Below are 24,201 nucleotides of genomic sequence, written 5' to 3'. Positions count from 1 at the left end.
TCTTCTCTCCTTTAATTTTTCATTCTTGGGTCTAGCGCATCGCGTAAACCATCGCCAAATAAGTTAAATCCTAAAACAAGGATGGAAATCATAATACCAGGGAATAGCGCCATATAAGGAGCAGTAAATAAGAAATCTCTTCCGTTTGATAGCATGGCACCCCATTCAGGAGATGGTGGCTGTGCCCCTAATCCTAAAAAGGATAGACCTGCCGCAGATAGAATAGCCGTTGCTAAACGCATAGATGCTTGTACAATAATCGGTGATAAAATGTTCGGGAAAATATGTTTAATTAAAATCGTCATATCATTTGCTCCGAGTGTTTTGACAGCATCGATATATTCTAGTTTTTTAACTTCCATTGTCGAGCCACGTACGATACGAGCAAACATGGGGATAGAGAAAAAACCTACTGCAATTGTGACGTTAATTAGACTTGGCCCTAATGCACTAACAATAGCTAGAGCTAATAAAATACCTGGAAAGGCAAGCATGATATCTAAAATTCGACTAATAATAGAATCAATCCATTTACCATAATAACCAGCGATAAGTCCTAGGAATGTGCCAATCGACCCACCAAATAACACAGCTGAAATACCAACTCCAATGGATAAGCGTGAACCATATAAAATTCGACTTAAAATATCTCGTCCTTTGTCATCGGTGCCCATTAGATGATCTAAACTTGGCCCTTGTAATTTTTGATCTAACTGTACGTCGTAAGGATCATAAGGTGCTAGAATAGGTCCGATAAGAAACATCAATATATAGAGAAGAATGATGATGCCCCCAGCGACCGCCGCTTTATTTTTTTTTATTTTGTTTAGGAAAGAGACAAGATTCTTTTTTCTAGAGGCCTTGCGTGCATTCACTAAAACAGAATGATCGATAGTAGTAGTTACTTTATCCATATCGAATCTCCTTTTCTATTTGATTTGTTTTCAATTTAGTGAAAAGCGTAAAGAATGTAAATGATTAATGGAGTATTAGTCAGAAAATTTAAAAAACATGTAAAGATTTTAAAAAACAAGTGAATTTTATTTCTTTATAATTCGAAATGTAAGGATCAAATCATATAAGGAGGAAATGTTTATGAAGAAAATGAAGTTGATTTTATTTATGACACTCATTACCGTACTTGTTTTACAGGCATGTTCAACTGCAAGTAATCAAAGTTCAGAAGGTTCTAAGGAGGGATCAAAAAGTGTAGGAGGAGAATTAGTTGTTTTAAGAGCATCGGATGCGACAAGCCTTGATCCTCATTTTATTACAGATATTCCGTCAGCGAATATTATCCATGGCAAAATATATGAAACACTTGTTGCTTTTGATAGAGATCGCAAAATTGTTCCATTACTTGCAAAAGAGTGGGAGCAAAAAGATGATGTCACTTGGACATTTACATTAAATGAGGGCATTAAATTCCATGATGGAGCAGATTTTAATGCAGAGGCTGTTAAAGCTACATTTGATCGTATTTTAGATCCTGCAACTGGTTCACCACAACGTGATAAATTATCAATGATTAATGAAGCAGTGGTAGATGATACGTATGTTGTCACGTTGAAGTTAAAAGAACCATATGCACCGCTTTTATCTATTTTAGCAAGTCAAGAAGGTAGTATGATCAGCCCGAAAGCTATTGCGGAAGCGGCTGATGAATTAGCAACACATCCAGTAGGGACAGGTCCATTTGTATTCGAGGATTGGAAATCTGGTCAAGAAATTACATTAAATACAAACAAAGATTACTGGGGCACTGTACCGAAAGTAGATAAAGTAACATTTAAAGTCGTACCAGAGGACTCTACTCGTTTAGCAATGATTGAAAGTGGAGAAGCACATATCGCTGAACAAGTACCCGTAACAGAGATTGACCGCATAGAAAATTCTTCAACGATGAATTTATTCCGTGCCGAAGGACTTGCAGTAGAATTTATCGGTTTCAATGTGAAAGATGCACTATTATTAGATGTAAAAGTACGTCAGGCAATTAGTTATGCAGTTGACCGCGAAGCAATTATTAGTGGTATTTATGATAATGTAGGTACACTTGCAAATTCGGCAATGAGTCCTAAAATTATTGGTTATTCTAGTGAAACAAAACCATATGACTATGATGTAGTAAAGGCAAAAGAGTTACTAAAAGAAGCTGGCGTTAAAGAAGGAACAAAAGTTAAATTACTGACAAGTGACCGTAAAGAGCGTATCAATATGGCTGAGGTTATTCAATCTCAATTAAAAGGTATTGGATTAGATGTTGAAATTCAAGTAATGGAGTATGGTGCATTTATTTCTGAAATCACGAAAGAACAGCACCAAATATTTATTAGTGGTTGGGGTAATGCTACTGGGGATGCTGATTATAATCAATTTAATCTATTCCACACGGCTTCTATGGGACCTCCAGGCAACCATTTCTACTATTCAAATCCAGAGGTAGACAAGCTAATTGAGCAAGGGCGTTCTGAGTCAAATCAAGAAGCACGTAATGAAATCTACAAAAAGGCAATGCAAATAGAGTTAGATGAAGCTGTATACATTCCAGTTCGTAACTATGAGCATTTAGCAGTCTACAGCAATGCTGTAAAAGGTTTCTGGTTAGACGCATCTAACTACACAATAATCGGTGGCGTTGAAATTGTAGAATAATCGAATTTGGTGAAAGATAAAAAATACCAATTGGGAGGAAACTATGAGTAAACTATTGCTGAAAAATGTAAGATTAGAAGAAGCATATGAGCACGAAAATGAACATATTGTTGCAACTCGTACAGGTATTTATGATGTCCTAATCGTAGATGGGCATGTTCAACAAGTGGATAACAATATAGTGGCCGATGGAGACGTAGAAGTAGTGGATGCTCAAAAGCAACTATTAGTCCCTTCTTTCCGAGAAATGCATATCCATATCGATAAAACGTATTTTGGTGGGGAATGGCAAGCACCAAGACCCATTACTAAAGGGATATTAACGCGTATTGAAGAAGAAAGAACGCTATTACCAAAGCAATTACCAACGGCTGCTTATCGAGCAGAGGAAATGGTGAAGTGGCTTATTTCCCAAGGACATACACATATTCGTTCACATTGTAATGTGGACCCACAAATTGGGACAAAACACATTGACATCACAAAGCAAGTATTAGAAAAATACCAAGATCAAATCACCTATGAGATTGTGGCTTTTCCACAACATGGCTTATTACGCTCCAATGTGGAAGAATTGATCCGTGAAGCAATGGCAATGGGTGCAACGCTCGTTGGGGGCGTTGACCCATCCATTGTAGATCGCAATATTGAGAAATCACTGCACACAACGATGGGTATTGCCCAAGACTATAATGCAGGAATAGATATTCATATTCATACAGCTAACACACTTGGTGAATTTGAATTTTATAAGCTAATCGAGTTAACGAAACAGGCGAAAAAAGAAGGACAAGTGACAATTAGCCATGCGATGGCACTTGCGGATTTAGAACAGTCACGATTAGAAGATTTAGTACAGGCGATGGCTGCTGTACAAATGGATGTCACAACAACTGTACCAACAGACCTGAATCGTTCAACAATACCAATGCCTTATCTTTATAACAATGGTGTAAAGGTTTCTGTAGGACATGATAGTTTAACAGACCATTGGTCACCATACGGTACGGGCAATACGATTATGAAATTAAATGTGATGGCACAGAGATTCCGTTTTATCGACGAATATTCATTAAGTCGTGCTTGGAGATACGCTTCTGGTGGTATCACACCTTTGAACGACGTGGGAGAACGTGTTTGGCCACAAGCTGGTGATAAAGCCAATATGCTGTTAGTAGATGGCGTTAGCACTGCTCATGTTATAGCAAGAAGATGCCCAATTTCTACTGTTATTTCACAGGGCAAAATTATTCACCAACAGGAAGTAGGAGAGTTGAAAGGAGAATTCAGATGAAGCACTGGCTTACAAATGTTCTACTTGAAACAGGAGAATATGTAAAAGAAAATGATACAGTTGGTACGAAAGTGGAGCTTTTTAACCTTGAAATTACAGATGGCTATATTTCTCAAATTGTACCAGCAACGCAGGTAATCGATTCTCCAAATGAAGTAACAAATATGAACGGGAAGCTGCTATTACCTGCCTTTAAGGAAATGCATAATCATTTAGATAAAACATACTTAACTTTACCATGGAAGGCTTGTGTACCCGTAAAAAATTTAAAGGAACGACTTGATCGTGAAGCACAAGAGTTATCCGTTCTTGCTACAACAGGTAAACAACGTGCAGCTGCAATGATTGAGAAAATCGTTAAGAATGGCGCCAACCATATTCGTACCCATGTTAATATTGATCCTTACATTGGCTTGAAAAATTTAGAAGGTGTACTAGCGGCATTGGATGAATATAAAGATGTCGTGACGTCAGAAGTCATTGCCTTCCCACAGCATGGCTTACTAAGAGATGATGTCCCTAAATTATTGCGTGAAGCCTTACGCAATGGGGCAACGATGATTGGCGGCTTAGATCCAGCAGGGATTGATAATTCAATTGAGCCTTCTCTTTATGAAGTGATGGATATCGCACAGGAGTTTAATGTAGATGTTGATATTCACCTCCATGATGGTGGTCATGTTGGGTATTATACAATCGATAAATGGATAGATATCGTTGAGGATGCACAATATCAAGGTAGAACGGCGATTAGTCATGCATTTTCACTTGGGGATGTATCCGTTATGGAACAGCATAAAATCGCTGATCGTCTCGCACAACAGCAAGTGAAAATTATGTCTACTGTGCCATTCGATTTAAGACGTTTAATTCCACCAATTGATTTACTAACAGAGCACGGAGTAGATGTCCACTTTGGGTGCGATGGCTTTTATGATTCTTGGAGTCCTAATGGCTCTGGAGATATTTTAGAAAAAGCGACTACTTTTGCTGATATTTCTCGTAAGCTAGATGAACGCTCTATTCGACAAACATTAAAATATATTACAAATGGTGTAACACCATTAGATGCAAATGGTCAAAAGGTTTGGCCGAATGTGAAAGACGAAGCAAGCTTTGTATTCTTTGACGCAGTATCAAGTGCTGAGGTCATTGCACGTAAACCATCTAACCGAGTGGTTATGTCAAATGGTAAGTTTATCAACTAAGTATAAATCTAAATCCCCCTTATTTAGATATGATAGCAAACTAGAAGATTTCTAGTTTGCTATACTTATGTTTTAATAGAAAAGATTAATAAAGGAAAGGGAAGTAGATTTTTAATAGTTGACCCAGAACTTATGTAGAAGTCTCTTTACATGCAGGTACGATTAATATGAAGCAATTCACTATCTATATGATTTTATTTAGCTGTGTATTTTTTTGGGCCAGTAACTTCATTATTGGCTCGATTTTAATTGAACACTGGGCTCCTATAACAGTCGCCATTTTTAGGCTAATTATCATTGTTTTATTTTTGGGATGTATTAGTTGGAAAGCTATTACCCGAACAATATTTACGCGCAAGAATTTACTATTGTTGGTCATTGCAGGAATACTGGGCGTTTCCATTAATCACTATAGTTTTTATGCCAGCCTTCAGCATACTTCTCCTATCACTGCGGCTTTAATATTAGCCTGTGCACCGATTGTCACATCATTATTGAATAAATTGATTTATCATGAATCACGGAACGGCATATTTTGGCTAGGTGCGATCATTTCATTTGTAGGAGTGGGTCTCATCATTACAAAAGGAGCCCTCATCACCATTTCTATTGGTAAGGGAGAGGTGCTAAGTTTAATTACAATGCTAAGCTTTTCCTTATTTCTTATTATTGTGAATCATCTTAGTCTAAAAATGTCAGCTCAGTCCATCACCTTTTATACAAATCTAATTGGCTTACTGATGCTTATACCATTTTCTTTTACTATATTGCCGCAAACAAATTGGCAAGTAACATACCCCTATTGGATTTTGCTAGTTTTATCAGCAATCGTTATTCATGGGGTTAGTAATTTAATGTGGAATCAAAAAATGAAGGAAATAGGCTCGACGAATGCTTCGCTGTTATTGAATTTTGAGCCAGCTATTGCCATGCTGTTGAGTGCGATTTTTTTAAAGCAATTTCCTACCAGTGTCCAAATTTATGGCTCCTTACTGATTTTACTAGGGATTTTGCTATGTATTTATTATAAAGAAATAAAAGTTATGCTTTTTATGAAAGGAAAAACAAATTAAAAAATGTATTTTTCTGTACAGTATGTTAGAGGTAGCTTCTAACATGCTGTTTTTTTGTAGCGCTTGTTTTATTTTTTTACAAAAACAATATGACTTCGAAAATCGTCTTGTTCCAGATTATTTGTATTCTATTAAGAAGCAATTGATTTTGTTTAGTTGCCATTAATATTCAATTTCCTGAAATAAAAATGTATATTTGAATAATAAAAATAGGGAGCGATTGAAAGCTATTTATAAAATATGCATACTCTGTATTGTCAATAAATTTTTTTTTTGAAAGTTTAAGTAAAAACAGAATTGATTTTTAATTTTTATTGCTACTTCTAAAAATTAAAATTTCGTACATTTATATGGTGAAATTCTCTTTTGTTCTAAAAATTTCTATTATTCATTAATTTGATCTGCTTCCTTTTTAGAGAAATGAGCATAAAAATATTGTTGGTAAAATAAGACGTATACAACATCAGAATGTGAAGTTATGCACAAAAATAATTATATTAATATAATTAATGATACATAGTATAATAGAGTAGAAAAGTAATATTAGCTAAAAGCTGTCATGTTTTTTGTAGGAAAAACGAATTTATACTTAGAGACTGTAAGGTTTATGTGATAAAAATCATTGATAAAAAAACAAAATACTTTTTGGAGAAATAATATTTTTTAGAAAAACATCTTGCATTTGAATAATTCTAAGTGGTAAATTGTTTTACATGGACGTTCATAGAATTTTCACAGGTAGCAAAAGAGGGGAGAAATGAGAATTTATGAATAAAAATAGATGGTTAATTGCATTATCTGCAATCGCTATTCACCTTTCAATCGGTGGAGCCTATGCATACAGTGTATATAAGCTACCGATTGTCACAGAAATGGGATGGAGTGAAACAAAGGTAACGGTTGCCTTTACCATTATGATGGGGCTTGCAGGTTTCTCTGCCGCATTATTTGGTAGCTTAGTAGAAAAAATGGGGCCACGTAAATCGGCGATGGTAGCAGCTGTCTTATTTGGAGCAGGACAAGCTGGTGCGGGTGTAGCGATTTCAATGGATTCTGTTGTCATGTACTGGTTAACATATGGTGTTCTTAGTGGGTTAGGTATGGGGATTGGTTATATAGCCCCTGTATCAACACTTGTAAAATGGTTCCCAGATCGCCGTGGTCTAGCAACAGGTATGGCCGTACTTGGATTTGGATCTGGTGCATTAATTACAGCGCCAGTCGCAGCCAACTTAATGGAGGCAGTTGGCATTTCTACAACGTATTTTATTTTAGGGGCAAGTTATTTCACGTTAATGATTTTAGGGGCTTCATATATAGCGCCGCCTAAGCCTGGTTATATGCCAGCGAATATGAAGGCAGCTGCCGATAAAGGCAAAGAAGTAGTAAAGAAAGATTTAGCAGTGATGTCAGCGCGTGAGGCTGTCAAAACAAAGCATTTCTGGATGCTATGGTCCATGCATTTAGTCAATGTAACTGCGGGGATTATGATGATATCTGTTGCCTCTCCGATGGCACAGGAGATTGTTGGTCTATCAGTTGCTGGTGCTGCTGCAATGGTAGGAATAATGGGGCTATTTAATGGTGGTGGTCGTTTAATTTGGGCCGCTGTGTCTGATTATATTGGTCGTTCAAACGTTTTTGTTATTTTCTTTACAGCACAATTAATTACATTTATTGTCCTACCACATACAACAAACGTAATTATTTTCCAAGCACTTATTTTCTTAGTTGTTAGTTGCTACGGTGGTGGATTCTCGAATTTACCTGCATTTGCTAGTGATCTATTTGGTACAAAGCAACTTGGCGTTATTCATGGCTATTTATTAACAACTTGGTCATTAGGTGGTATTTTCGGACCGTTGTTAGTAAGTACAATTAAAAATGCTTACGGAAGCTATATTCCTGTGTTCTATGTATTTGCTGGGTTAATCGCAGCTTCATTAATTATTTCGTTAACACTACGTGCAGATGTACGTAAACAAACTGCTTTAAAAGCAGCACAAAATGTTGGAGATGTCTCCGCTACTCAATAAAATGAACTTTCAATTGAGACAGGAACTATATAAGTGTCATTTCGCATATGGCACTTATATAGTTATTTTTTTGCAGCGATTGTTATATAACAATTAACGTTTCTTCATTTAATGTATAACAGTATATATTTGATGTCAATAACATGACTGGAAATGAAGTGATTTTATTATTAAAAGAGAAATTTTGTAACGAAATGCACAATCAGGGACAATCCGCTAAAATTTGAATCTTTTCTCAACAGTAAACGTATATAAGGTAATTAGGAGGGATGAATCTTGGGGAAATTTTCTTTAGATGAATTTGTTCATAAAACACAGCAAGATGACAATGAGAATGATTATTTTGAATTGGAAACTGAACGAGTATTAGAAGTGAATCTAAACGGTGAAGTATGGTCAAAAATGGGTGCAATGATTTCCTATACGGGTGATATTAAATTTGAACGTGAGCGTGTGCTGGAGCATGGTCTTGGTAAGATGTTTAAGAAGGCTTTAACAGGTGAAGGCACGCAATTGATGAAAGCAAGTGGAAAGGGAAGACTTTATTTAGCAGACCAAGGAAAGAAAGTAACGGTTTTTGATTTAAAAAATGATAGTATTTGTGTAAACGGAAATGATTTACTTGCCTTTGAGCCTAGTATTGAATGGGATATACGCTTAATGCGTAAAATGGCTGGCATCATGTCAGGTGGTTTATTCAATGTGACACTACAAGGAACAGGGAAAGTGGCCATTACAACACATTTTGAACCATTGACATTATTAGTGAAACCAGGTGAAACAGTTTATACTGATCCACATGCTACCGTTGCATGGTCAGGAAATTTAACACCTGAGTTTAAAACAGATATCAGCTTCCGTACATTTATCGGTCGTGGCAGTGGCGAATCCATTCAAATGGCATTTTCAGGTGAAGGCTTTGTCATTATCCAGCCGTTTGAAGAAGTTTATATGTCTAGTGAAAGCTAAAAAGAGCGTGTCCGTTTTTCTTGGACACGCTTTTTCATAGTGTTGAAAAACAAAGCAATCAATAGCATTTTTGTGAAAGATGAAAATGGATTTCCGTTGCTGGCTATTTGCTTTCCTGTAGGCGAGCACCGAGCTGCTTCCTCCGCTACCGCTCGGTGTAGGGTTTCAACTGTCTCGCTATCCCATGGGAGTCAAGTAGCCTGCCACCTCAACCCACAAATATTTAACTTTTTAGCAAAGGTTTTTAAATAAAGTGAAGGTGTTCACTAAGCATTTATGAAAGCGTGTTGTAACTAAACACTTCTCCACATTGAAAATAAGAGCCTGTTCTTTCTCTCATTATACAAATAAAGGGCTATTCGATTGCAACAGCTAAATGAAAGATAAAGAAACATGGTGGAGGCGGCTTATCGGACGCCCCTTGAACGGAAATCAACCCCTTGCCTTGCCAAAAGGTCTTTCTCTTCTATTATAATGCAGCATGCATTCCTGCAATACGTCCCGTTACGAGCGCAGAGGTAATATTATAGCCCCCTGTATAGCCATGAATATCAAGAATTTCTCCGCAGAAGAATAAACCTTCTTTTTTCTTTGATGCCATTGTTTTTGGCTCGATTTCTTTTACAGAGACACCACCGCCCGTAACAAACGCTTTGTCAAGTGACTGTGTGCCGCTCACTTTTAATGTGAAATTGACTAATAAATGTGCTAATTGACGAATTTTCTCTTGGGATAACTCAGCACCTGTTGATTGGACATCGATATTTGCTCGCTCACATAAGAATAAGAGCCACCGTTCTGGTGCAATGCCTTTCCAGACATTTTTCACAGCCTTTTTTGGATCTTCCTTGATTAGTTTATTTAAATATTGCAGACATGTTTCTTCATTATAATGAGGCAGTGTCTGAATACGTATTGTCACTGGTTCATAGCCTGTTTTCATTAATTCTTTCACAACGAACTGACTACAGCGTAAAACAGCGGGACCACTCAAGCCAAAATGGGTAAAGAGCATATCCATTTGATGTGTGACAAGTGTCTTGCCTTTTTTGTTGAGCACAGAGACAGCGACATCACGCAATGCTAGACCTTGAAGCTCACGCGCTTGGATAAAGTCCTCTTTTGATAGAACAGGCACCTCTGTTGGGAAGAGCGTCGTGATTGTATGACCAGCACGCTCTGCCCAAGGATAGCCATCACCTGTTGAACCGGTTTGTGGGACCGCCTTGCCACCAACTGCTACAATGACTGCTTGACTACGGACTTCGGAGCCATCCGCAAGACGTACACCCAAAATTTTATTTTCGTCCATCAGAAGCTTACTGACGGCTGTGTGTAAACGAACTTCAATATGTAGTCGTTGAAGCTGACGAATTAGTGTATCAACTACATCTTGTGCCCGATTGGATACAGGGAACATTCTGCCGTGGTCCTCTTCTTTTAGGGCGACACCAAGCCCTTCAAAAAATGCGATAATATCTTCGTTATTATAAACTGTAAATGGACTATAAAGAAAACGACCATTGCCAGGTATATGCTTAACTATTTCTTCGACAGGTAAACGATTAGTAACATTACAACGTCCACCGCCAGAGATGGCTAATTTCTTGCCAAGTTTTGCGCCTTTTTCTAACAATAACACTTTCTTTTTACGCTCTCCGGCAGCAATCGCCGCCATTAAACCAGATGGGCCACCACCGATCACGATTACATCATACATAGTTAGAAACTCACTTTCTGTTCAAATTAGGAATCTTTCCTATTATACATGAAGTCTATATAGAGAGGGGTTTTCTTGGACATTGAAAATAATAGAAAAGTGTTTTATAATTCCTTATCTCATCTTTCGTGATGAAGAGTGTTTATAGTAGAATGAAACACATGAATCTTTGTTATACAATTGTTTCGATGAAAGTTTTCCTTTATTAGCATTGTCAGCATGAAATGAACGTCTTTTCATGCTATTATGGTAAAGGTTATGCACTAAATTATGAGGTGAAAAATAGAATGTGCGGATTTATTGGTTATATTAATGGAACAAATGTGATTGATCATCATCAAACAATAGAAAATATGATGAATACAATTATTCACCGCGGACCAGATAGCGGCGGTATTCATAGTGACGATAAAGTAACGTTAGGTTTCCGTCGATTAAGTATTATTGACTTATCAGAAGTAGCAAATCAACCATTATATAGTGAAGACGGCAATATTGTGCTTGTATTTAATGGGGAAATTTTCAACTTCCAAGAGTTACGTGCAGATCTTATTGAAAAAGGTCATACGTTTAAAACACAGTCAGATAGTGAAGTCATTATTTATGGCTATGTAGAATATGGCGTAGATTTTGTGAAAAAACTACGTGGGATGTTTGCCTTCTGTATTTGGGATAAAAAGAATGATTTACAATTTATTGCACGTGATGGTTTTGGTATTAAACCATTGTACTATTCTGAGCATACAACAGATGGTACATTTATTTTCGGTTCTGAAATAAAATCGTTTTTACCACATCCTTCATTTATTAAAGAATTAAATAAACAGGCGATACGCCCATACTTAACATTCCAATATTCTTCAATGGATGAAACCTTCTTTAAAGGTGTCTTTAAATTACCACCTGCACACTATATGCTGATTCAAAATGGACAAAAGCAAATTGTGCAATATTGGGATAAAAAATTCCATGCAAAAGACGCACCGATTGAAAAATATATCGAAGAAATTCAGTCAACGGTTAAAGAGTCTGTAGAAGCTCATAAAATTAGTGATGTAAAAGTTGGTTCATTCTTATCTGGTGGTATTGACTCTAGTTATATTACTTCTTTATTACGCCCAGATAAATCCTTCTCAGTAGGATTTGCTGACTATGAAGATATGTTCAATGAGACAAATCTTGCAAAAGATTTATCAGATACGTTGAATATTCAAAATGAACGTAGATATATTACAGCGGATGAGTGCTTTGAAGCTCTTCCTAAAATTCAATGGCATATGGATGAGCCACAGTCCAATCCATCTTCAGTGCCACTTTACTTCCTTTCAGAGCTTGCATCAAAAGATGTAACAGTTGTGCTATCAGGTGAAGGCGCAGATGAAATTTTTGGTGGCTATGCTTGGTATCAAAACTCAGGGAAAATGCAAAAATACGAAAAACTACCATTAGGTCTTCGTAAAACATTACGAGGAATGGCAGAAGCCCTACCGAAAAATCAATATACGAACTTCCTTATTAAAGGTGCTCAAACGGTAGAAGAGCGTTTTATTGGAGAAGCAGTCGTGTGGGATGAAGTAGATGCCATTAATGTTTTAAAACCAGCTTATAAAAATGCGCCATCTGTAAAATCGATTACAAAACGTATTTATGATGAAGTGCCTGGTGATGACGATGTGACAAAAATGCAATACCTGGATCTAAACCTTTGGATGCCTGGTGACATTTTATTAAAAGCAGATAAAATGAGTATGGCTCATTCAATTGAATTACGTGTACCATTTTTAGATAAAGAAGTTATGGAATTAGCGAAAAATATTCCATCTAGATATCGTGTCAACGACATTGATACAAAATATGTTTTACGTCAAGCGGCACATCAAGAATTACCAGAGGAATGGGCGAAACGGCCAAAACTTGGTTTCCCAGTGCCAATTCGTCACTGGTTACGTGAAGAAAAGTATTACAGCATGGTCAAAGAAATGTTTACAACGGACTTTGCGAATGAATTCTTTGATACAAAACAATTAGTGGGCTATCTAGATGAGCACTATGAAGGGAAAGCAAATCGCGGTCGATATATTTGGACGGTTTATGTATTCCTAGTGTGGTATAAAAAGTTCTTTGTGGACATGGTATAAGAAATACGGTTAATCGGTGGGGATGTTCCATTCCTCACCGATTATTTTAAGGTCTTTTTTCATCAGGTATTTTTGAATGAACTTTTTGGTGTATTTATGCGTCTCATTTCCTATAAATATGTTAAGATTACAGTTGGTTTACTTATGCTATTCACAAGGTGATAGCGCTTGCATGTTGGTTTCTTTGAAATAACAGAAACGAAAATGTTTTATAAGTATCCTTGAAGTGTTACGATATTAATATTGATTTTACAATGAATGGATGGGTATGATGTCCAATTTAATGAAAGGTACTGCGATATTAACACTGGGGATGTTTTTATCGAAGGTACTCGGATTAATTTATATTTTTCCGTTTTATGCAATTGTTGGCGAAAAGAACATTGCGCTTTATCAGTATGCATATATTCCCTATTCTATTATGTTGGCAATAGCTATTTCAGGTGCGCCAATAGCCGTCTCTAAATTTGTCTCCAAGTATAATGCAATGGGAGACTATCAATCAGGTCGCAAGCTGATGAAATCGGGCATACTCATTATGATGGTAACAGGCTTCGGGGCATTTATCGCACTCTTCCTGCTTGCAACGCCGATAGCAGGGCTAGTTATTAAAAGTGAGGAACAAGTCTTTACGGTTGAACAAATTGCTTCGGTGATTCGCTGGGTCAGCTTTGCCTTAATCGTCGTACCATTTATGAGTCTATGGCGCGGCTTCTTCCAAGGCTATGACAAAATGGAGCCTACGGCAGTTTCTCAATTGGTAGAACAAATTGTGCGAATTGTTGTGTTACTTGGTGGTTCTTTCTTAGTCGTTGTGGTGTTCAAAGGGAAGCCAGAGACAGCGATTTCGTTTGCTGTGTTTGCTGCCTTTATTGGGGCAATCGGTGGATTAGGTGTTCTTTATTACTACTGGAAAAAATATCAGCCTGAATTCAACTTATTACGTAGCCAAAGTGTGACGTCTACACAGCTACCGATGTCCAATATTTATAAAGAAGTGATTACCTATTCCATACCAATGGTGTTTGTTGGAGTAGCCAACCCGTTATTCCAATTAGTTGACATGCTTACATTTAATGGGGCGATGACTTCCATTGGTTTAGCAGAAGTGACAGATACTTATTTATCGATGATAAACTTTATGACACATAAGGTTGTCATCATTCCGGTCATGCTAGCGACAGGCTTTTCAATGGCATTAGTACCGACGATTACAAAATATTACACACAGGGTGAGTATTTATCGCTACGCCATGCGATGGATAAAACCTATCAAATTTTAATTTTTATTACATTGCCAGCTGTAGTAGGTATTTCTCTTTTAGCTAATGAAATCTACTTCATGCTTTATTCAGAAAGTGAAATGGGTGCTACTATATTAGCGCATTATGCACCAGTTGCGATTTTATTTGCATTATTCCAAGTAACAGCAGCGTTGTTACAAGGGATTGATTTTCAAAAGTGGATTGTCTTCAGCTTATTATCAGGGATATTCGTTAAGCTAGCGTTAAATATTCCATTCATTCGTTGGCTGGAGGCAGATGGTGCCATTGTGGCAACTGCAATTGGCTATAGTGTATCGATTCTTATCAATATCCTTGTGCTACGAAAAACATTGAATTATCGATCAGAAATGGTTGTTCGTCGTGTTATGTTGATTGCTTTATTGACAATGGCAATGGCAATTAGCGTGCTCGTTGTGCATAAATTATTGGAATTGCTTATGGGCCCAGTAGATAGTAAATTCTCAGCATTACTATTCTCTATTATTTGTGCGGGTGTTGGTGTGGCTGTTTACGGCTTTTTATCACTGCGCTTAGGTTTGGCACAAAAGTTATTGGGTGAACGATTAACGCGCATTATGAGCAAACTGGGAATGAAATAGGAGTGGTACTATGCGTTTAGATAAATTACTAGCGAATATGGGGTATGGTTCCCGTAAAGAAGTGAAGCAGCTATTAAAGCAAAAGGCTGTCACAGTGGATGGTGCTTATGTTAAAGACGCAGCGCTACATGTAGACCCAGAACAGCAGATTGTATCAGTGTTTGGAGAGCGCGTTGTTTATACAGAGTTTGTCTATTTTATGATGAATAAGCCACCTGATGTTATTTCTGCAACAGAAGATTTAAGAGACGAAACGGTGATTGAATTATTAGAGCCATTGCATCAGCATTTTCAACCTTTCCCAGTTGGACGGCTGGACAAAGATACAGAAGGGTTACTGTTATTAACCAATGACGGTTTGCTGGCCCATAATTTATTGTCTCCGAAAAAACATGTGCCAAAGGTTTATTTTGCACAGATTGAGGGCGTTGTGACGGAAGAAGATGTCGAGAAATTTGCGCATGGCGTGGAATTAGATGATGGCTACGTTACAAAGCCTGGAAAGCTTGTGATTCTACAATCTGCACAGCAATCAGAAATAGAGCTGACAATTCAGGAAGGCAAATTTCATCAGGTGAAACGAATGTTTGAGGCTGTGGGTAAACGTGTAACGTATTTAAAGCGGTTGTCTATGGGGAATCTTCACCTAGATGATAAGCTGGCATTAGGTGAATATCGTGAACTAACTGCAGAAGAGCTAGCCAGCTTACAAAACAATCATTAACACAATCCTCGGTGCTACTATAGCATCGGGGATTTTTTATATACAGTATGATGACAGTAACGGTATAATATGAATGAGTTACTGTGATGTACTCATGTAGCTTATCATTATCTAAAGTTTTTAAAATATGATGGTAAAAATAGGTAGAGGACAAATATATGAAGAACCTGCGTATAAAATTATTACTATCTTTAATAGCTTTTGCAGTCATACTCGTTGCTGTCATTTCATATGTCAACAGATAAATACTAGTGGCAGATATCGAGAAGCAAGTGGCCATGAATAAAGTATTAATTGAAAATCATATTCTGACAGATATGCAAACGATCGATAATGCTCATTTTTATTTTGATAAAAATATGTCAGATAATATGGAACAGGAACTTAGAAAATTACAAAACGATTATCGCAAAAATCCTGCTATTGAAACTTGGGATTTGCAACAGAAGAAACAGAAGCATGGTATGGATATTTACATAGTAGATCAATCCAACAAGGTGATTTACACGACATTTGAGAAAGATATTGGTTTGGATTTTTCGAGCTGCTGTCAGCGTTTTTCGGCATTATTGGATGAGCGGCGTGCTAGTGGTGAGTTTTATACAGATGGAATAGATATTTCGACAACGACAGGAGAATACCGAAAGTTCGGCTATTTGGCAACGCATGATAAGAAATATCTGCTTGAGTTAGGCATAGACTTACTGAATGATCCAGTCTTTCAAACCTTTAATTTTGAGAAAACCGCAGAATCCTTAATTGCTAAATACGAGGATTTAGTAGAAGTGCAAATCATTAACGCCGGTGGAGTTTTTTTTGATGATTCTAGATTGAAGAAGATCACCGTGCGAGATCAATCCAAACAATTTCAGCAATATTTTGAGCTAGCGAAGAAAAAAATGGAGCCAGTTGAATTTCAAAAAGCATTACATCATGGTTATATAGAAACGCATCTTTTTTTGCCTTATGAAGCAGAGACAGTGAGAGGGGAGTCTTCAAAAAGGCTTGTTTATGTGAAATTTGTCAATTTTACTAAAATAGAAGCGCTCCAAAAAAATACAAAACAATTTTGGATTTTACTATCCATTGCCTTGCTAACAGCATTTATTATGCTATTAGTCATCAATAAAATTTTATCTAAAACAATCTATCTTGCCACATTCGATCCGTTAACGGGTGTCTATAATCGTGCTACCTATATTCGGAAGTTTGACAATTTATTAAAAAAACGAAAAATGAATGTACCGGGTTTGTTGTTAATCGACTTGGATAATTTTAAGCAAGTAAATGATCAATTTGGGCATGTGGAAGGGGATCGTATCCTGATTGAAACAGCCATGATTTTAAAGCATGTAGTGAAAAACAATGGCTTTGTCGTGAGATTCGGTGGAGATGAATTTGCTATTGTCTTGTACGATACGACAGAACAACAGATGGAACAAATTGCAGAGGCCATTTTGACTCAAATCAGAACCGTAAAATATGAGGGATATGCTAGTGAAAAATGGTCCGTATTATCTGTCAGCATGGGTGGCGCCATTTATCATCATGCTGAAGAGACAGAAATGAGCTTATTTGAACGGGCGGATAAGGCACTATATCAATCTAAAAATGCAGGTAAAGATCAATATTCTAGTTATGCTGAGGTCGCTGCTGACGAAGATTATAGTATTTAAAAAACGCTCCATTCTATCATTAACCAATGATAGCAATGGAGCGTTTTTTAATGCGTTGTCGTTTTGGATTTATAAAAGAAACAACTACATAATACAAGAATGGCGATGACAGCAAACATAGCATTCATATAATGAGTCAATAACCAACCACCTATTATGGGTCCAATAAAGCCGCCTAAATTTTTAAATTGCGCAGCGCCCAAATAAGTTGCTTTTTGTGTATCTGGTGCAATTTCATCAATCATAACATTCATTGTTGGAAAGGCAAAAATCTCACCTATTGTAAAAATAATCATGGCGATGATATAGAGCGTATAATTATTGGAAAATCCGAACAAAAATAGACCAATTGCAAAGAACAGTATACCTACCAATAATGTTGCGGACGATGAGAACCGCTCTGATACAATGCTTATTGGTAATTGTAATAATAAGACAACCGCTGCATTGAGAGAGATTAATAGCGAATAAAGTTTCGCACCTTCCTCGATTTTTAATTCAATGATTTGTGGTAATGTAGAATCAAATTGAGAGTATCCTATATTGATTAGGATGGCACCTAAAATAAAGCTAAGTAGTACACGATTTGTTAATAAAATTGTGAATGTACTTAGTATTTTTGTTTGAGTGACAGCTTTAGGTTGTTGCATTTGATAACGGTTTAACACGAAAAATAAAAATACAGCATAAATGATATACATAATACCTGTCAGCATAAAGGGGATACTTGGACTTGATAGCTGTGAGATGTACACACCGATAATAGGGCCGATGACCGCTGCAATATTAATGGCTGTATAACGTAACGAAAATAGTCTTTTTCGTTTATCAGCAGGTGTAAAATCAATCATTAATGCCTGTGTGGAAGGTTCAAAAAATGAACGACAAAGACCATTCAAGGCATTGAATAGGACAAAGAGCCATACGGTATGAACAGTTGCAAAGCCGAAAAATACAAGGCTCCAAACAATAATCGTTAGTAAAATAACACTTTTTCGACCAAAGCGATCTGTTAGATAACCACCAAAAAATCCACCAATAGTGGAAATAAGTGGCGCAATTCCAATCGTCAACCCAATTTGTAAAGGGGAGGCTTGAATTTCATTATGTAGATAAATAGCTAAAAAAGGCATTGCCATAAAGCTTGCAATACGTGTAAATATTGTTCCGCCTAAGATAATCCAAACTAATGGATGAAAGTACGTTGACAATTTCAAATAAAATCCTCCTCTCAACATTTAGAATGTTTCGAGTTTAACGGATTGTTAAGCAACTGTAAATAGTCAAAATAATCTTGAAGGAGCACATAGGGAAATTTTTCTGTAAGTATGGAGCATAAAGGGTATGTTTTGAATGCACAATAGTGAAATGACTGGCCCTTCCAATAAGCCATAAAAAAATCTAATACGCTTATAACGACAAAAAAGAATGACCCCGACGAAAGGTCATTCTTTTTCCATACACAATGCTTTACGTACAAAACGTAAAACTAAGACGTCATTTTTACTTTTTTCTTCGTCGTTGTCCATTTGCCTCGACTTGGACTCATTACCAAATCGTTAAAGGCTAACACGTTCAAATCTCTTTGAACGGTGCGAGGAGTGATACTAAACTCTTCGACTAAATCCTGTGTAGACACGGTTCCTTTGTCTAAAATAAACATGTACACGTCTTTAATACGATTAAGCATTCGATCAGTAGTTGGTTTCATTAAATGAACCACTCCTTCATCTTAATTCTCTTGGCAAAGACTAGCGGACGACAATATGTGCGGAGTGCACTTAGGCTAATAAGTAGCTGCCTTAGACATCCCCTTTTCTAATTTTATAGTCAGAACAATTATTCTGATAACTTCATTATATAGAAAAACTACTTAATTTTCTAGTGAATGCAAGAGAAATTTACATTTGAAATATAAATTTTATACTGTATTTTGTGGGAATACGTGAAAAACATGCTATATGTGGTAGTGTCAGTAGAAGTTACTGAAAATAGTTGTCAGAAAGCTGATTGTCATATATGTTGTAAGGTGTAGAATAATGTTGATACTTTGAAGGAGGTATATGGTATGGATTGGTTACAGGCTGCAAAAGAAAGGCAAGATGAATTGATACAAGAGTTACAGGAGCTTGTGCAAATTAATAGTGTTCTTGATGAGGATACAATAACTACTGAAGTACCATTTGGAGATGGTCCACTTCAAGCGCTTGAATGGTTACTAGCAAAAGGTCAGAACGAAGGCTTACAAACGAAAAATGTTGATAATTATGCTGGGCATATTGAAATGGGTTCAGGTGAAGAACTACTTGGTATTTTATGTCATGTTGATGTTGTACCGATTGGAGACGAAGCTGACTGGACATACCCACCATTCAGCGGTACAGTAGCAGACGGTAAGTTATATGCACGTGGTGCGATTGACGATAAAGGTCCTACGATTGCGGCATGGATGGCTATGAAGCTTGTGAAAGAAGCGGGTATTCCATTAGAAAAAAGAGTACGAATGATTATTGGTACGGATGAAGAAACAGGATTCCGCTGTGTCGACCACTATTTTAAACAAGAGGAAATGCCGACAATTGGTTTTGCACCAGATGCGGATTTCCCGCTCATCAATGCGGAAAAAGGCATTGCCGAGCTTGTGTTCTCTCAAAATAAAATAGGTGATGCAACGAAAGAACAACTACTACTATTTAATGCAGGAAAGCGCCCAAATATGGTACCAGATTTTGCGAAAGCAACAATTCAGCATGTCTCCGAGTCATTCGAACAGAATTTTCAAACATTTTTAAGCAAAAATCAGCTAGATGGCTCTTTATTAATGGAGGACTCTCGCTATATAATAACTATCAAAGGTAAAGCAGCCCATGCAATGGAACCAGAAAAAGGTGTTAATGCAGCTGTTTATCTTGCAGCATTTTTACAACAAGAGTTGACGACAGAGGCAAGTAAACAATTTGTTGACTTTATCGCACATGTTTTTTATCAGGATCATTACGGCCATCAGCTTGCGCTACAGTTTGAGGATGCAATGTCAGGAAAAACTACATTAAATCCAGGTATCGTCAGCTATGATGTTCATAAAGGTGGCAGTTTAGTAATTAGTATGCGCTATTCTGTGTCCTACCCATTCGATGAAAAAATAACGGCGGCTCAACGCTTAACGGTGGAAAAAGGGTTCTCACTAGATATTCAAGACGACTCCAAACCGCATTATGTCAGTGAAGATGATCCATTTATCCAAACATTAGCAGCTATTTATAGACGTCAAACGGGTGATAGAGAAACACCTCTATTATCGACAGGTGGTGGGACGTATGCACGTGTGATGAAAAAAGGTGTGGCATTTGGCATGCTGTTTCCGGGAGAGCCAGATGTAGCGCATCGTGCAGATGAGTTTGTTGTCGTTGAAAATCTCGTTAAAGCTGCAGCAATTTATGCTGAAGCAATTGTTGAACTTGCAGGAAAAAAATAACTCAAAGACGAAAAGGATGAACAAAACATGGCATATTCATTATGGAATGATCAAATTGTTGAAGAAGGATCGATTGTGATATCTCCAGAAGACCGAGGTTATCAATTCGGTGACGGCATTTATGAGGTAATCAAAGTTTATAACGGAAATATGTTTACAGCACAAGAGCATATTGATCGTTTCTATGCAAGCGCCGAAAAAATTCGTCTTGTTATTCCTTATACAAAGGACGTTTTACACAAATTATTACATGAGCTAATTGAAAAAAATAATCTAGATACAGGGCATGTATACTTCCAAATTACACGTGGTGCTAATGCCCGTAATCATGTTTTCCCAGATGCGAGTGTTCCAGCTGTATTAACTGGTAATGTTAAAGAGGGTGAACGTGCATATGAAAACTTTGAAAAAGGGGTAAAGGCTACTTTTGTTGAGGATATTCGTTGGTTACGCTGTGATATCAAATCTTTAAACCTACTTGGTGCCGTATTAGCAAAGCAAGAGGCTGCTGAAAAAGGTTGCTATGAAGCGATATTACATCGTGGGGATATCGTGACAGAATGCTCATCAGCGAATGTTTATGGTATTAAAGACGGCAAGCTTTATACACATCCAGCGAATAACTTCATTTTAAATGGCATTACCCGTCAAGTCATTTTAAAATGTGCAGAGGAAATTAATTTACCTGTCGTGGAAGAGCCGATGACAAAAGCTGATTTATTAACGATGGATGAAATCATTGTTTCGTCTGTATCTTCTGAAGTGACGCCTGTAGTGGATGTTGATGGAAACCAAATTGGTGCTGGTGTACCAGGGGAATGGACACGTCAATTGCAACAAGCTTTTGAAGCGAAATTACCACTTTCTTCAAATACAAAATAAAAAAACATTTAGAGAACTACCAATAAGGATAGTTCTCTTTTTTATGGATGTAATGTTGAGTGTCGTCATGTAAAATAAAAAGGATAGGAAAGAATAATTTTACAGATTGAAATTCGTAGAACAAATGTCGATGTAATGTATACAATTGCCTCTTTTTCTACTAAAGCAATCGTAATCCATGATGTCTCGGTGTAATAGTGTCTAAATTTTTTTCAAGCCTGCAAGTAAGAAGTTAACCTCAAGTCATCCTGTTGTGTGAGCAGTTAATTATCTTCTCTTAAAGGTTGTAACATTCGTCGGGGAATTCGGGACAACATGGAGTAGATCACGTCGTCATTGCTTCAGGGCATGATGCTTTTTGACAGTGTTCTCCCTATTTCAGCGAGCGTTTGAACACACGCTTTTAGTACAAAAAACAATTGCTGAATCAAGATAAAAAGAAATATAGATATGGTGAGTAAGAATGGAGTGACCTTTACATGGCACAATTGGTGAAATTACAAGATTATATTTCACGCTATCAAATTGATTTAGCGAGATATCCAACTCAATTTGTGCGCTTAAAGAAAAGTCAGTGGGAGCGCATTAAGCGTCAGTGGGAATTGGGAGAGGATATAAGCGAATGGCAACATGACGACAATGAGGCAGAAACAAATGCCTTCGAAGAAAAGGAACGGTTTTCCTTCTTCAAAAAAATCTTTGCTGGCCGCCAAAAGGAAGCAACTGAGGATGTTGAAAAACTAGAAATATCCAACGAGCTTGTCAGTGATGAAGATACCATTCCAGAAGAAGAAACGACGCTCACATTTGAACCTAAAATTGTGTTTGCACCACAATCCATCCATGAGCTGAAACGAATGTTTATCGATCAATTTTTCCATTTTCAAATGAAATGGGCTAGTTCAACATTACGTGAAAAATCATATGTAGATCCTCGTTTCATGCGTGACTCTTTACTACGTACATTATTGCAAACGTTACCAGATAACTATTTGTTGTTTTATTATCCTATTCTACAAATAAGAAAAGCCCCTATTGAGCTTGATGTAGTACTCATGTCACCAACAGAATGTATTTGTATTACGGTGTTAGAAGCTGAAAATCAAGCTGTCTATGTAGGTGGGAGTGATCGCTTCTGGATGAAGAAAGTGGGAACTAAGGACGTTAAAGTACTGAATCCAACAATTAATTTAGGGCGGATGGAATCGGTGCTATCGCAATTATTTAAACAAGAGAATATAGATATGCCTATCCGTAAAGTTGTGCTAACTCGGAATGGTTATTTTGATTATCCTGGTGCACCATTTGGGATTCGCTTTGTTGATCGTCGAAATTACCACGAATGGATAGAGCAGTTGAGAAAAGTTTCCTCTCCTATGAAGCATATGCAAATACGGGCTGCTCAAACAATTTTAAATACTGTCCAAACAACCTCCTTTAATCGAGACATTTGGCAGCAAGCGCCACAACCAACAAAGGACTGATATATGCAGGTATTATTTATTGTCAATGAGGCAGCAGGAAATGGGAAAGGCAAGAGGGTTTGGCTTCAGCTGCAACAGCAACTAACGATCACCTATCAAGTAGCTTTTACGGAATATGAAGGACATGGGAAGGAAATAGCCAAACAATGGGCTCAGCAACAGCAAGAACACATGTTACTTGTCGTTGTTGGTGGTGATGGCACCATCCATGAGGTAGTTAGTGGTGTTGTACATAATAAATACGTCATTATAGGTGTCGTTCGAGCAGGCTCTGGCAATGATTTTGCCCGCTTTTTCCCAAGCTTTCAACATGCGAGGCAAATAGAGGCCTATATAAGGAACACTATGGCCAATACACAGATGGATGCAGGAATTATTCAGCTCGGTGATAAATGGAATGAAATTTTCGTTAATAATGCGGGTATAGGCTTCGATGCCTATGTGACAAAATCAATTAATACATCTCGTCTTAAATTTTATCTCAATAAAATTGGGTTAGGAAAGCTTTCCTATGCTGTAGCTGTTATGAGAGGGTTATTTCGCTTTAAGCGTTTTGATGTAACGATTCGTTCAGGTGAACAAGAATGGCAATTCCAGCAGGCATGGTTTGTAGCGATGAGTAATCAGCCTTATTTCGGGGGAGGCATGAAAATATCACCAGCTGCAAAAGCAGATGATGGCCTTGTGGATATAACGATTGTCCATGGAATATCACGTATCAAATTATTACTTGTTTTTATCACTGTTTTTTTTGAAAAGCATACAAAATTTAAGGAAATTACTTTTTTACAGGGCCAACACTTTGATATGAGTGTACGCGCTCATCAGGTTGATTGTCATACGGATGGCAATTACGTGGGCGTTGTGAATCAAGGGATCCCTATACACTGTACAGTACAGCAAAATGCATGGCAGGTTATTGCTAAAGATGCCTAAAAATATCATTGTGCAATAATTTCATGCGAATTGTAGGGGAATACGT

At 37.2% G+C, this 24,201-nt stretch carries 18 protein-coding genes; 14 read left to right on the top strand and 4 right to left on the bottom strand.

What is annotated here, in order from left to right:
• Positions 1 to 11: 11 nt before the first annotated feature.
• Positions 12 to 914: an ABC transporter permease gene (locus tag CRI88_RS08735; protein ID WP_058845055.1), complete on the bottom strand. Its 903-nt coding sequence runs from the start codon at positions 912 to 914 to the stop codon at positions 12 to 14.
• A gap of 181 nt (positions 915 to 1,095) precedes the next feature.
• Here CRI88_RS08735 and CRI88_RS08730 point away from each other — a divergent pair, with 181 nt between their 5' ends.
• The 6 genes from CRI88_RS08730 (at position 1,096) to CRI88_RS08705 (ending at position 9,235) form a co-directional block, all read left to right on the top strand.
• Positions 1,096 to 2,655, top strand: coding sequence for a glutathione ABC transporter substrate-binding protein (locus CRI88_RS08730; protein ID WP_036118773.1), 1,560 nt, complete (start codon positions 1,096 to 1,098; stop codon positions 2,653 to 2,655).
• A gap of 43 nt (positions 2,656 to 2,698) precedes the next feature.
• The gene (locus CRI88_RS08725) at positions 2,699 to 3,949 is read left to right on the top strand and encodes an amidohydrolase family protein (protein WP_058845056.1); all 1,251 of its coding nucleotides are present in this window, start codon (positions 2,699 to 2,701) and stop codon (positions 3,947 to 3,949) included.
• Positions 3,946 to 5,157, top strand: a complete 1,212-nt coding sequence (locus CRI88_RS08720) for an amidohydrolase (RefSeq protein WP_036118775.1) — start codon at positions 3,946 to 3,948, stop codon at positions 5,155 to 5,157. The genes CRI88_RS08725 and CRI88_RS08720 overlap by 4 nt, the downstream gene beginning before the upstream one ends.
• Before the next feature lie 167 nt (positions 5,158 to 5,324).
• Entirely contained in the window at positions 5,325 to 6,230 is a 906-nt protein-coding gene (locus CRI88_RS08715) for a DMT family transporter (RefSeq protein WP_058845057.1), read from the top strand.
• A 767-nt stretch (positions 6,231 to 6,997) separates the two neighbouring features.
• Entirely contained in the window at positions 6,998 to 8,266 is a 1,269-nt protein-coding gene (locus CRI88_RS08710; protein ID WP_036118777.1) for an L-lactate MFS transporter, read from the top strand.
• 276 nt (positions 8,267 to 8,542) lie between these two features.
• The gene (locus CRI88_RS08705; protein ID WP_036118779.1) at positions 8,543 to 9,235 is read left to right on the top strand and encodes an AIM24 family protein; all 693 of its coding nucleotides are present in this window, start codon (positions 8,543 to 8,545) and stop codon (positions 9,233 to 9,235) included.
• Between the two features lie 469 nt (positions 9,236 to 9,704).
• Here CRI88_RS08705 and CRI88_RS08700 read toward each other — a convergent pair whose 3' ends face one another.
• Positions 9,705 to 10,955, bottom strand: coding sequence for a BaiN/RdsA family NAD(P)/FAD-dependent oxidoreductase (locus CRI88_RS08700; protein ID WP_036118785.1), 1,251 nt, complete (start codon positions 10,953 to 10,955; stop codon positions 9,705 to 9,707).
• A 287-nt stretch (positions 10,956 to 11,242) separates the two neighbouring features.
• On the opposite strand from CRI88_RS08700, the gene asnB reads away from it, so the two are divergent.
• The 4 genes from asnB (at position 11,243) to CRI88_RS08680 (ending at position 17,378) form a co-directional block, all read left to right on the top strand.
• Entirely contained in the window at positions 11,243 to 13,093 is a 1,851-nt protein-coding gene (gene asnB / locus CRI88_RS08695; protein WP_036118787.1) for an asparagine synthase (glutamine-hydrolyzing), read from the top strand.
• Positions 13,094 to 13,364: 271 nt separating this feature from the next.
• A complete protein-coding gene (locus CRI88_RS08690) occupies positions 13,365 to 14,978 on the top strand; it encodes a putative polysaccharide biosynthesis protein (RefSeq protein WP_080717031.1) in 1,614 nt (537 codons plus the stop codon).
• A 10-nt stretch (positions 14,979 to 14,988) separates the two neighbouring features.
• Positions 14,989 to 15,702, top strand: coding sequence for a pseudouridine synthase (locus CRI88_RS08685; protein WP_036118789.1), 714 nt, complete (start codon positions 14,989 to 14,991; stop codon positions 15,700 to 15,702).
• Positions 15,703 to 15,953: 251 nt separating this feature from the next.
• Positions 15,954 to 17,378 (top strand): GGDEF domain-containing protein, encoded by a 1,425-nt coding sequence (locus tag CRI88_RS08680; protein ID WP_231745132.1) that lies wholly within the window; start codon positions 15,954 to 15,956, stop codon positions 17,376 to 17,378.
• Positions 17,379 to 17,425: 47 nt separating this feature from the next.
• Here CRI88_RS08680 and CRI88_RS08675 read toward each other — a convergent pair whose 3' ends face one another.
• A complete protein-coding gene (locus CRI88_RS08675; RefSeq protein WP_082673772.1) occupies positions 17,426 to 18,595 on the bottom strand; it encodes an MDR family MFS transporter in 1,170 nt (389 codons plus the stop codon).
• 272 nt (positions 18,596 to 18,867) lie between these two features.
• Positions 18,868 to 19,089 carry a DeoR family transcriptional regulator gene (locus CRI88_RS08670; protein ID WP_036118795.1) on the bottom strand — a complete coding sequence of 74 codons (222 nt, stop codon included), beginning with the start codon at positions 19,087 to 19,089 and terminating at the stop codon, positions 18,868 to 18,870.
• Positions 19,090 to 19,446: 357 nt separating this feature from the next.
• Here CRI88_RS08670 and pepV point away from each other — a divergent pair, with 357 nt between their 5' ends.
• The 4 genes from pepV to CRI88_RS08650 all read left to right on the top strand — a co-directional run bounded on the left by pepV (position 19,447) and on the right by CRI88_RS08650 (position 24,155).
• Positions 19,447 to 20,853: a dipeptidase PepV gene (pepV, locus tag CRI88_RS08665; RefSeq protein ID WP_058845059.1), complete on the top strand. Its 1,407-nt coding sequence runs from the start codon at positions 19,447 to 19,449 to the stop codon at positions 20,851 to 20,853.
• 27 nt (positions 20,854 to 20,880) lie between these two features.
• Positions 20,881 to 21,735 (top strand): D-amino-acid transaminase, encoded by an 855-nt coding sequence (dat, locus tag CRI88_RS08660; RefSeq protein ID WP_036118799.1) that lies wholly within the window; start codon positions 20,881 to 20,883, stop codon positions 21,733 to 21,735.
• 479 nt (positions 21,736 to 22,214) lie between these two features.
• The gene (locus CRI88_RS08655; RefSeq protein WP_101966543.1) at positions 22,215 to 23,219 is read left to right on the top strand and encodes a nuclease-related domain-containing protein; all 1,005 of its coding nucleotides are present in this window, start codon (positions 22,215 to 22,217) and stop codon (positions 23,217 to 23,219) included.
• A 3-nt stretch (positions 23,220 to 23,222) separates the two neighbouring features.
• Positions 23,223 to 24,155: a diacylglycerol/lipid kinase family protein gene (locus CRI88_RS08650; RefSeq protein ID WP_036118802.1), complete on the top strand. Its 933-nt coding sequence runs from the start codon at positions 23,223 to 23,225 to the stop codon at positions 24,153 to 24,155.
• Positions 24,156 to 24,201 lie beyond the last annotated feature (46 nt).

This window comes from Lysinibacillus fusiformis (genome assembly GCF_002845985.1).
GTDB classification, from domain to species: Bacteria; Bacillota; Bacilli; order Bacillales_A; family Planococcaceae; genus Lysinibacillus; species Lysinibacillus fusiformis_D.
This window is presented reverse-complemented; position numbering and strand designations above follow the sequence as displayed.